Origin of the sequence: Mesorhizobium sp. Root102 (genome assembly GCF_001425625.1) — a bacterium.
Lineage (GTDB): Bacteria > Pseudomonadota > Alphaproteobacteria > Rhizobiales > Rhizobiaceae > Mesorhizobium.
Map to the genome: position 1 here is coordinate 1 of NZ_LMCP01000039.1, position 11068 is coordinate 11068.

The following is an 11068-nucleotide window of genomic DNA, read 5'->3' on the forward strand; positions in this document are numbered from 1 at the left end:
CCTGCGCCAAAATCTCCATGCCTTGCGACATCGATGGCGTGAGCCACCTCGAAAGCGCAAATTTCAGTCCATGCCGAAGCTATCTTAGCGCATATGCCCAATGGCCTGGGATGGCGCGATCCTCAGCCTCGGCGGGGCGCTCGCGGATGGAGATCATATCGAGTATTTGTCCTTGCCCCGTCCGGCTCTGTGGGCCTTTGGCGAGCCGCATCTGTCGTTTGGTACGCAGGTGCGCTGTTAGTGCCTTCTTGAGCACCCCCCCGCGACTGGATGAATAGACTGCGATAGATCACTTCATGAGATATCCGCATGCTTGGATCGCCTGGGTACTCTCGCCTCAGCCAGCCCGCTATCTGCTCCGGGGACCATTGCAGCGCCAGCTTTTGCGCCACCCGCCATCGTAGCCGCCCAGAGCATGCCAGGCGACACTGCTTCGGGCGCAGCGCTCGCTCCCAAGCATGCTTGTCGGCCCGGGTTGCACGATACGCTTGTGCACCGCCATTGCGCGAGATCTCGCGACATATTGTCGATGGGGATCGCCCGAGACTTCGTGCAATAGCGCGGATCGCAAGACCCGCCGCGATCCCGCGAGAGATCTCTTCGCGCTCCGCCAGCCCGAGCGTCAAGGCCGCTCTACGCCTAGCTGACGGAGCAATGCCGCCGTGTAAGGATACGATCCGCTGAACGCCGGTCTTGTTCCGGCGGTCAAGTGCCCGCGAGATCGACGAAATGCTCTGACCTCGCTTCCATCGCTCCCAAAGCTCGGCCTTCTGCGCTGACGTAAACCAGATCCGTGACGTCACCATGCAACACCTCCTCATCCTCTCAGATTAAAGCGTGTTGCGATGACCGGTTGAACCCACCCCGGGATTATCGCCATTCGGCGTAAGCGGCGCTAGAGCGTCAGGGGATTGCCCCTCAATTTGGCACTAGACCAGCCGATCGTCTGCGTGACCTTGTCGGAACAGCGGCACTCGCCGGTCGCGCCAGTATATCGTGCCGGCGGCGCCAGCGCGGAATACGAGCGGGTGCTCCCCAGATGATCGATGCGCGGCCGGAGATGACGCCATGGGTCGGGCGATCCTCCGACGGTGAAATGCCGCCGTTCCCGAACGGATGAGGTCCGGGACTTGGCGGCCCTGCCATCACCGCGTCAGGACGCTATGCCGATGCTGTTTTCATCGAGATCGATACGCAGATGCGTTGCCGATGGCCGCGCATCCGAGAGGGCAAGGATTTTCTCGGCGGCAAGGAATTCGATGCCGTCATCGCCGCCGAAATAGCGGCGCTTGTATTCCCACCAGTCGCAATTGCTACCGGGATTGCATTCATCAGCATAGCAGACCATCGGCTTGCCTCCGTCCGGAAGCTTGCCGTTTGACAACAAATAAACCCCCTGGTCGCCAACCAGCCAAAGGCCGGCCCTTTCATCCTTGCCCGGCGCCAGGCCGTAATGGGGATTGCGGAAGCCACCGTTGGCGGCGGCATCCAGCTCGCCGCGCGCGATGACAGCGCGCACCGCTGAAAGCGGGAACGTGAACATGATTTTCTCCTGAACTTGAGTGGACTTCGGCGTGATCGGTCAAAGCGAGCACAAAGCCCGTTGGTGAATTCTGCAGGATCGGCAGTTATCGGTTGCAGCCGACGACGTTCGACGGACCGCGATGGCCTTGTGCCGGCCGCGATCCATCACGCGCCGGTGGATGGCTTTTTCGTGCGCACCTTCTCCTCGATTTCTTCATCGGTCAGATCTTCCAGCAACTTCAGGATGGTGCCATGGCCGCCTCTATTGACGAGGATGGTGCGCTTGCCGCGATGCGCGGCTGGCCAGGCGCTTGGGTCGGCGGAACCGGCGATGCCACGAAAATCGGGATGGGTGCCGGCCCAGACCGCCTCGAGCTTCTCTTCGCGCGTCATGCTGTGGGCCAACTGGCTCTCGTATGCGATGATGGCTTCCCGCATCGCGGCTGGGCTGTGGGGGTCGGAGAGGTCGCAAAACCCGGTGAACCATCGCCGCCGACCGCCAATGGTGATTTCGAAGAAGACGCTGGTGACATAGCCGGCCTTGAACTCCGACATTCCGAACATGCCGGTTCTAACGAAGAGCGGCGGCAGGACATCGAGCATGAAGTGATATTCACTCGCCTCTATCTCGAACCACTGGGAGGCGTGGGCCTTGCCCGAGATACGATCCTCGGGCGGTGCTTCCTGGTCGCGATTGAACAGCGCAAACATCTCTTCGCGCGTAGCGACATTTTCAAAAATCTTTCTGAAGGAGGTAGGCATGGGAAGCTCCTTTCGGGCATGGCGAAGGGACCGTTGGAGCGGTGTTCGCAGTCTTTGTGGTGAGGGGGGTATGGAGACGTCTCGGCAGCGGCGAGACGTCCAGGAACGAAAGAGGATTAAGCTGCTCGCGGCACGGCAGATGTTGGAGAATTTCCAACGCCGCTAATTGCGTGAACGAGCGCTGCGAGCGCGGAAATGTCGTCGAGCAGGGTGAGATCGGCCAGGTGATTGGGGCCGCCGGCGTAGTCCTGCCGACCCTTGCAGGTCCGGATCAGAATTCCGTGCCCGGAGGCAAGACCGAACTGGCCAACCTGGATATAAACGCGGCGGTGATGCAGGGTTATTTCACCTGCAACGGCTATGCCTGCCTTGTTGGAACGCAGATCGTACGATCCGGCTGGCAGGTGCAGCTCGGCGGCAAGCTTCTTCAGACGCGAGCGCGCGGTTGAATGAAAGCGCCTCTTCTGCTCTTCGTCGTAGGAGCAGGACTTGGTCCACTGAAACATGATGAGCTCCATGAAACAAAAGCGCCCGGGATCGCGGTGCGATGCCGGGCTGTTGAGCGATTGATGGTGAAGGCGACGCCGGTCAGGCCGCTGTCCGGCCTTCGACGACGTCGGCGCCGACCTCGTCGGCTGTGACCTCCTTCAGAACCGTGTGCGAATAGGGATGCATTGCCAGCCACAGCGCGGCGGCCTCACGGTTGTCGGCCAGGTGAAGCAACTCGATGTTGCCGTCGTAGACCCGCAGCACCCGCACCATTCCGATCGCGGGACGCTCGATGATCTTGAAGATCAGATCGCTATCGATCGAATGCGTGCGCATCACCGTGACCAGGATGACGGAGCCACTCGAGAAATCACCCTCATGGAGGGTAATGGCGGCGGGCGATGGCCATGTTGCATGCTCACGCGGCGGCGTCTTCTTGACCAGCCGGCCAATGCCGTTACGGCGTTCCCAAGCAGCGAGCTTCTTCGTGAAGCGAACTGGTGGCCTCGGGACATGATCACCATAGTTGATGACGCTCCCGAGTGGGGCATTCTCGTAAATGTTGGTTGCGGACATGCGTGTTCTCCTTGTCCAGAAACGGAAAAGGCCCGGCGCGATGGTCGGGCCTTGGGTCGTGTCATGAAGGTCGTTACTCGGCGGCCTGGAGGTGATCGCCGCCGCTGTCCACGGTATCGTCGACGTCGGTCTCGACCTGATCGGCAAGGAAGGCTGGCAGTTCCTCAGCAGCGTCGGTGGAACCGTCCTCCACCGGCTCATCGCCAACATCGTCGACCGCATCGACCGTCTGGGAGAAGGGTGCCAGGCGAAGCGGCTCGGGCAGCCAGCTGCTTCCTTCGAGCAGGCGGGCTGCCTCGCGCGCCATGTCCGGCTTCTTCAGATGGTCGATCAACTGGGCGGATTGCTCACCTTTCGCCTCGCGCACGGCTTCAAGGATCCGCGTCTTGGTGACACGGCCGAGATAGTTGTCGACCGTCGGCACCCAGCCGGCTTCCACCATGTCGAAGCCGATTGTGTGCGCCAGTTGATCGGCATGGGCCAAGGCCCGTGGCCTCCTGTTCCAGGGTTCGAGCACCGCATTCAGCGAAAGCGAGGCGCAATGCGCGAACAGCGCCTGCCGGCTGACCTCGTCGAGATCGAGCAGGAAGGCCCATAGCGCGTCCGGCTCCTTGGGCAGGTCGTGGCCCCATTCCTCGTGCCGCTGCTCGATCCCCTTCGCCCATGGGGTCTCGGCGAGACCCTGCGTCTGACCGAACGTCGCGCTCTGGACCGTCAGGTCCAGGCAGGAATTCGAACTGGAGACGTAAAAAGTCTTCAGCACGAAGGCATGCAGGACGGCGATGAACGCCATGGTCGGATCGCCGGCCAACGCATTGCGCAGCGCCAGTGTGCGGGCGGCCGTGAGGTCGAGAACCAGGCGATCCGGAAGTGGTCGAACGCCATCGTCTTCTTCCTCGCCTTCGGGCGAAACCGGCTTCCCGTTCACCGAGACGCCGTTGCCCGCCGTCGCAGCATGGCCGTCGTCGCCACGGTCCTCAGCATCGGCTTCGTCGCCGCTTTCGTTCGCGCCGACGGGTTCGTCTTCAGGCCGGACGAACCCCGATTCCACCTTGAGCTGGCCATCCGCGCCAACCGAGACAAAGGCCCCGCCGCGGCCGAAGGCCTCGGGATCATAGACATAGGGGCGATCGTTCAGGGCATCGAGGGCGGTACCCAGCTCATCCAGGCGGGTCTCGGTCTCCTCCGAATACTCCTCGGCTTCGGCGTATTCGGCGTCGAGCCTATCGTATTCGGCTTTGATGGCATCATGTCGCGCGAGTTCATCGCCGCTCATTTCCCGCGGCTCGCCATAGAAGCGGCGCAGGCCGGAAGTGTGGCCATAGGGGAAATCGAGGGCGGCCTCGACCCACTTCCAGCCCTCCCTGGTCTTCAGCGTCTCGGCGTCGACCTTGAGCTTCTCGAAGACAAGCTGCTCGAGGACGGCGGGATCCTGCAGCCAGCCGCCCTGGTCCTGCTCGAAAAGGTCACGCATGACGACGCCGCCGGCGGCCTCATAGGCTTCGATCCCGACATAAACGGCCCGGCGATCGGTCGCCCGCACAGCGGTTTCAGTGAGGAGCCGACGGATATAGTAGGCCTCCTTCACCTGCGATCGGGAAACGGTCTCCCAGACCTGCTCCTGGCGAGCCTGGTCATCCGTGATCGAGAACGCCTGAAGCTGGTCGTAGCGCATTTCGCTCTGCTCGTAGAGAGCAAGCAGCTTCGGCGAGATCGAGGCGAGCTTGAGGCGCTGCCTGACATAAGCCGGTGTTACGTGGAAGCGCGAGGCAATCTGCTCGATCTCGAGTCCCTGATCGCTCAGGGTTTTGAAGGCCCGGAATTCATCGAGCGGATGGAGCCTTTCGCGATGGAAGTTCTCGGCCAGCGAGTCTTCCTCGGCCGACGTCGTATCCGAACGGTTGACGACGCAGGGGACCGTTTCCGTCCTTGCGAACTTCTTCTGCTTCACCAGAAGTTCGATGGCGAGGAAGCGGCGGCCACCGGCTGGCACTTCGAACATGCCGGTTTCCTCGCGCTTTTCATCGAGCATCGGCCGCACGTTAAGGCTTTCGAGCAGCCTGCGATGAGCGATGTCAGCGGCAAGCTCCTCGATCGTGACGCCGTTCTTGATGCGTCGGACGTTCTTTTGCGACAGAACCAGCTTGTCGAACGGGATGTTCTGCGAGGGGTTCATGGTGATTTTCTGGGTGGCCTTGGCCATGGTCAGTCTCTCCGTGACGGGTCGGCCGGAGCCTCTCTCCGAACCTCCAAACCCGTCGCCGCTTTCCCCTGCCCCCCTCTCCTTTTGAAGCCGCCGCCAGCGCTCCTGAATTCGACGAAACGGTGAGCGGGAGACGGGGCGATCCGCGAGAGGTGAGTTGATCTCAGGCCCATCGAGCGGCCCGCGCATGTCGATGTGGCCGAGCTGCGCACCCCATCGAGCTGGCGGCCATGGTCATAAGAATGTGGATCTGCGTCTTCCGATCAAGCGTGACCGTCCGGCTAGTGCTCCGCATCAGGTCAGGACACGCGTGCAGCCCTTCAAAAACCGACATGGTGGAATAGAGCTCAATGAGAGGTCGGGTGCTCATCCGCCTGCCGGAGACGCCCGCCTCAGTCCAGGTCACGCCGCAGCGGCACTGACCTGATTGCCGGGCTGTCGGGCATGCATCCAGTCCACAGCAGCCTGAGCCTTGCTCGATGCCGCGAAAATGGCCGAGGTATCATTGCGAAGAATTTTGATCCAACTGGAAATATAGGCGGCGTGATCCGGCCGAGGTCGTGACGAAATCGATAGGTCGGCAAGGATCATCGCTGCGCCAGAATCGGCGATTATTTCTTCCATGGCATAAGCTTCGGAGCCAAATCTTCCGGACAGGTCGCGATCGAGCCTGTGCTTCGCCCCTGACGCGTGAAGACCTTCATGGAAAAGCACGCTGTAATGAGATGCAACGTCACGGAACGAGCTGAAAACGGGAACATGCACCCGATCAGCCGAAGGCAAATAATAGGCTTCGTTGCCGCCGTAGACAGTGTTGATGCCAAGGTTTGCATAAAAAGCATCGGCATGCGCGATGCGTTCTTCCTCTGAGCGAGCCACTGTAGGTTCGCGCTCATAACCATCGACCTGCGCGCAGTTGAACACCGAATAGCCGCGGGCAAATAAACGTCGACGCTCACCAGCATCGCCAGTTTCGTCGCTTTCTTCATCAGCATTGTCGCCGATCTGCCCCCAGAAGACGACGGTCGTGGCCTTCTCGCCCTTGCGCACCTGGGCGCCAAGTGCCTGCCACTGACGATATGTCCCCCACAGGCCGTCAGGAAATCCATAACTCTGTGCCGCGGCCCATAGGGCGAGCGTGTTCACGCCGCGATACGCTTTACCGGACGCAACGTTTATCGGGCGGGCGGTAGCCGTCCCTTCATGATGCCAGGGCATTACAAACTCACCGGCGCCGGCCTCGATCGCCGCGATGATCTGGTTGGTTATACGTGCATAAATGTCGGCTCGGTCGCTGGACATGCGCAAAGCTCCGTGACGAGCGGCCAGAAACTCTCTCCGGCCTCCCAACTCGTCACGGCTCCCCGGCCCGGCTCTCCCTCACTCCGCGCCAGCGTCGCCGCCGGCCGTCTGACCGTTGCCGCGGGTCATGACGGCGCGCGATATCGCCATGCTCACAGCCGCCAATCAGCCGCTTCATCGCTTCTGGCGCGCAAGAAAAAGGCCGGGCTTGCAGCACCCGGCCAGGCAAGAGGTCAAAAACCTCCAGAGGGGAACGCATCGAACGCAATGGGAGGAGAACGCCCGACGCGCCGCGCATATAGTTCAGCAAAGATGACGCTTCAATGACACCCAGTAGACCACGGGCCCGATCATGTTGGTGCACTGAAGCTTGCGAGCCCGGGGCGCTTGCCGAAAACCTCGTTTTTTGCCGGCGGGCGCGCTCCGGATAGCATCCGTTCAGGATGTCACGGGTGTGCTATACGGCTTTGATGGCTATTGTTTCGATGTTGCGCCGGCGCTGGCTGCCGGAAAAGAGCTTTCCATCCTATGCGTATCTGCCGGGCAGGCAACCGCATCCCGTGCGCGATCCCGCGGGACATAGCTACCACAGCGAACCCATGCGGTTGGCGGCAGAGGCGTCGCTGGATTCAGACATATTCCTCTGGGGTCTCGACCTCTTCAACCACGGCTATTACTGGGAAGCCCATGAGGCGTGGGAAAGTCTGTGGAAAGTACCAGACCGAGGCACTCCGCTGCGGACGCTCTTCAAGGGATTGATCCTGTTATCGGCAGCCGGCGTGAAGATCCGCGAGGGCAAGCAGGCGGCTGCGGTGCGTCATGCCGGACGCGCCGCGGCGCTCCTTCGTCGTCTGATGAACACGGTGGATCATACTTTCGAGCGTGCGCTCGGCATGTCACCTGCGGCACTCGCTGACCGCGCCGAAGCCGCGGCAAGGATCCCGGCAGCCTTGCAGGCGACAGCGCTTGGTCAGGCCCAACCCGTGTTTGACTTCATTCTCGGACCAAGCCCCGGAAGGCCGATCAAAAGGCAAACAGTCAGCTTTAGAAGACGCCAGGAATAGACCGGACCCGTAGGGCCGACGTCACTGACGAACGACGAATGGCGGGTTTCCATTCACCCGGCGATTTTCATGGAGCGCGGAATTTCGTCACGTTGTTTTCGGAGAACCTGTTGCAATTTGTGCGACTGGCTTCGCCTGTCGCAAGTCTTCAATCGTCGCCACTGCGAGGCGTGCTCCTGCGCAATCAGACAAACCAGTAAGATCGCCGATGGAAATAGAGGTCCAGGTTCCGGCCCTAGCGGCTGACCCATTTCCCGGGCAAGCATTAGCAATCGCTTGTGGCGATACTTGTGGTGCCGAGCCATTTATTGCTTTCAGGGACAACCGCCGTTATGTAGCAACACTTCGCCGACTGTCTTGCAAGCCACCCGGAGAATTTCATGACAGAAGAAGCCGACAACGACATCACCGCCCTCATCGAGCTTACCGCCGATGTCGTCGCAGCCTATGTCTCGAACAATCCGGTCCCGGTGGCTGATCTCCCTGCCCTGATCGGCCAGGTGCACGCGGCACTCAAAGCCACGGCCGGCGCCAGCGTTTCCGCAGAAGAATCGGAGGCTCTCAAACCTGCTGTGTCGATCAGGAAATCGGTAGCACCGGACTACATCATCTGCCTTGAGGACGGGAAAAAATTCAAATCGCTAAAGCGCCATCTGTCGACCCACTATGGGCTGACGCCGGACGAATATCGCGCCAAATGGCGTCTGCCGGCGGATTACCCTATGGTTGCGCCGAATTACGCCGCTGCGCGCTCGGCGTTGGCCAAGACGATGGGGCTCGGCCGCAAACCAAAAGAGCCGGAAACGCCGGCGCCGGCGAAGCGGACCCGCAAGAAGGTCGCAGCCTGACTTATCTCTCGAGGGTCGTTCTGGAGCGCGCAGTTGCTATCGGCATGATCCGCGCAGAATTCGAAAAGGCGGGGGACCAAACCCCGCCTTACCTCGCGTTCATTCGCTCTTGCCGGGACGCAGGAGAAAATTCAGCCAGCTTTGCTGAGGCTGCCAGCTGATGACTTGCCAGTGCGGCGGTCCTGTTCGATCTCATAGTTGATCTTCTGGCCGTCATTCAGCGTCGAGAGGCCCGCCCGTTCGACAGCGGAAATGTGGACGAAAACATCCTGGCCGCCATTGTCGGGCTGGATAAATCCAAATCCCTTGGTGCTGTTGAACCACTTCACGGTTCCGGTCGCCATATCTGTGAATTCCTCTGTGACAACAGCGACCTGGACTGGCCATTAAGCCAGTCCGGTTCATTTCGAGACTGTGGAGTTAGACGCAGCAGAAGCGAAAATTGCAAGGTCCCGTTCGATCGGTGTGGCTCGCGCATGATGAGTATGCTCTCTACCGCGGCGCCCAAACTGTCGGCGCAGACAGTCTGCCAGGTGCATTTTCCGCCTGCCCCTATGCGGCTCGGCTACGGCGTCACGATCCGCAACTTGGATGCTTCATAGTCGAACGAAACGCGGTTCCGCCCGCGTTGTTTCGCTTCGAAAAGGCAGCGCCCGGCAGTGCGCAGGACATCCTGAGTGTCTGCATCGCGAGCGATTTCTGCGCCTCCGATACTGACAGTCACCTTCACGCCGTCTTGTTGCCCTTTGACCCGAGGAAGGCCTTCAATGAGCCGACGGATATTCTCCGCAATCGTACCTGCCTGCTCTTTGCGCACGCCGTGTAACAGGACGCCGAACTCTTCCCCGCCAAGCCGTCCAACCGAGTCTCCCGGGCGAGTCGTATAGACGAGCGCCTTGGCAATCCGAACCAGAACCTCGTCCCCCTTGGAGTGTCCGTGCCTATCGTTGATGGAAGAGAAATGATCCGGATCGATCAGAAGAAGCGTGTCACATTCTCCTTCGTCGCGGCTTCTGTCCATCCTGGCCATGAACCCACCGCGACTAAGGAGTCCCGTCATTGGATCATGGCTGGTTACGAAGCTGACCCGGTCATGCGCCTCTGTCAGGGCTGCATGGGACTTCTCCAACTTGTCACAACTATCCTGGATCGTTTCCGACTGGGTGAAGATGTAGGCACTGACCGGCATTCCGATCAGAATGGGAATGAAGGTACATTCCACCCAACTCAGCCAGTCGATCGGCATCTGCAGGGCAAGTCTTGCCGTAAACGACAGGCCAAAGGTCGCGACGACCGCAATGATCGTCACGACCAGTGATTTACCTACAATACGCTTGGTGCGCGGCGTCATATCGTTTCCTTAGACATGCGCGCTGAACAGGCCGTCACCACGTCGATTAAAATTATCTCGAAGAGCAAGGTAGCGGACAAGCCATCGAGCAAACATGGCCGACAGTGGGGTGAATTTTAGCGACGGTTAAAATTCGAGTTTTTCGAATCGGCCGCCGTTAGTTTTCAGATGCTACCCCGCGCTGCATGGACGGTGACGACTGAATATGCGTGGGCTAGGTTGGATTAAAAGCATACGGCTGGCTGAAGCTCAGCAGATGCGAGATCGCATTGCTTTGCTTGAGTGCGAACTGATCAATGCGGCCGCGTCCAAAGGCAAATCCAATTTGCTTAATGTTGGACACGAGCTTCGTTCGCAGAAGGCTCGGTTGGAACGCCTCGAACACTGCATAGCCTGGATGCCGAAACGGCTCTGATGTCGCGCCGCAATCCAGACGAAACGCTTTGCAAGTGACCCGCAGATTTGGTTATGCCCTGGGGCCCCGCTGTTGGATGCTGTCTCTCCAGCGGGCGGTCACCACGATTGAGTACGCCAAGTCCAGGCCATTACGGCACGCACGACCGCGTGTCCGATGCAGTCTGATCCCCTATCGCCATCGTTCTCATGCCTTGTATTGCTTCAGTGTCGGGGACACCACGGCCCGATAATGTACGGCGGACAAACGCAAAGGATCTCGGTGCTTCCGCGCGCCGATTCCACATCTTATGCGCTTTCCACGTCCCCTCTTCCGTCTTGACTAGCACCAGCCTGTGGCCTATCTCACCGCCACGTTAGCACTCGCCACTGTCGAGTGCTAACGCCGCTCCGGCAACGGACAACCGTTCAACCTCCGCACCAGGGATATCCAAAAAATGGCAAAGTCGAAGTTCCGCCCGCTTCATGACCGCGTGGTCGTTCGCCGGGTCGAATCCGAATCCAAGACCGCCGGCGGGATCATCATCCCGGATAC

Annotated in this window: 10 protein-coding genes and 1 pseudogene; 3 read left to right on the top strand and 8 right to left on the bottom strand. The window is 60.2% G+C overall.

Annotation, left to right across the window (positions count from 1 at the left end):
- Positions 1–1153: 1153 nt before the first annotated feature.
- The 6 genes from ASD12_RS24425 to ASD12_RS24450 form a co-directional block, all read right to left on the bottom strand.
- On the bottom strand, positions 1154–1543 hold the full coding sequence (locus tag ASD12_RS24425; RefSeq protein ID WP_056592388.1) for a DUF3085 domain-containing protein: 390 nt from the start codon (positions 1541–1543) through the stop codon (positions 1154–1156).
- A 146-nt stretch (positions 1544–1689) separates the two neighbouring features.
- Positions 1690–2286, bottom strand: coding sequence for a DUF1419 domain-containing protein (locus tag ASD12_RS24430; RefSeq protein ID WP_056592391.1), 597 nt, complete (start codon positions 2284–2286; stop codon positions 1690–1692).
- A gap of 116 nt (positions 2287–2402) precedes the next feature.
- The gene (locus tag ASD12_RS33575; RefSeq protein WP_082525656.1) at positions 2403–2792 is read right to left on the bottom strand and encodes a hypothetical protein; all 390 of its coding nucleotides are present in this window, start codon (positions 2790–2792) and stop codon (positions 2403–2405) included.
- 82 nt (positions 2793–2874) lie between these two features.
- On the bottom strand, positions 2875–3351 hold the full coding sequence (locus ASD12_RS24440; RefSeq protein WP_056592397.1) for a hypothetical protein: 477 nt from the start codon (positions 3349–3351) through the stop codon (positions 2875–2877).
- A gap of 73 nt (positions 3352–3424) precedes the next feature.
- A complete protein-coding gene (locus ASD12_RS24445; protein ID WP_056592400.1) occupies positions 3425–5554 on the bottom strand; it encodes a ParB/RepB/Spo0J family partition protein in 2130 nt (709 codons plus the stop codon).
- Between the two features lie 402 nt (positions 5555–5956).
- Positions 5957–6856, bottom strand: a complete 900-nt coding sequence (locus tag ASD12_RS24450) for a zincin-like metallopeptidase domain-containing protein (RefSeq protein WP_056592403.1) — start codon at positions 6854–6856, stop codon at positions 5957–5959.
- A 470-nt stretch (positions 6857–7326) separates the two neighbouring features.
- On the opposite strand from ASD12_RS24450, the gene ASD12_RS24455 reads away from it, so the two are divergent.
- Positions 7327–7920 (top strand): DUF309 domain-containing protein, encoded by a 594-nt coding sequence (locus ASD12_RS24455; protein ID WP_244482962.1) that lies wholly within the window; start codon positions 7327–7329, stop codon positions 7918–7920.
- Between the two features lie 380 nt (positions 7921–8300).
- Positions 8301–8768, top strand: a complete 468-nt coding sequence (locus tag ASD12_RS24460) for a MucR family transcriptional regulator (RefSeq protein ID WP_056592409.1) — start codon at positions 8301–8303, stop codon at positions 8766–8768.
- Positions 8769–8899: 131 nt separating this feature from the next.
- Here the strand turns inward: ASD12_RS24460 and ASD12_RS24465 are convergent, their stop codons facing one another.
- On the bottom strand, positions 8900–9112 hold the full coding sequence (locus ASD12_RS24465; RefSeq protein ID WP_006339568.1) for a cold-shock protein: 213 nt from the start codon (positions 9110–9112) through the stop codon (positions 8900–8902).
- 221 nt (positions 9113–9333) lie between these two features.
- Positions 9334–10119 (bottom strand): GGDEF domain-containing protein, encoded by a 786-nt coding sequence (locus tag ASD12_RS24470; RefSeq protein WP_056592412.1) that lies wholly within the window; start codon positions 10117–10119, stop codon positions 9334–9336.
- Positions 10120–10970: 851 nt separating this feature from the next.
- On the opposite strand from ASD12_RS24470, the pseudogene ASD12_RS35530 reads away from it, so the two are divergent.
- Positions 10971–11068 (top strand): annotated as a pseudogene (locus ASD12_RS35530) (co-chaperone GroES); the annotation flags it as partial.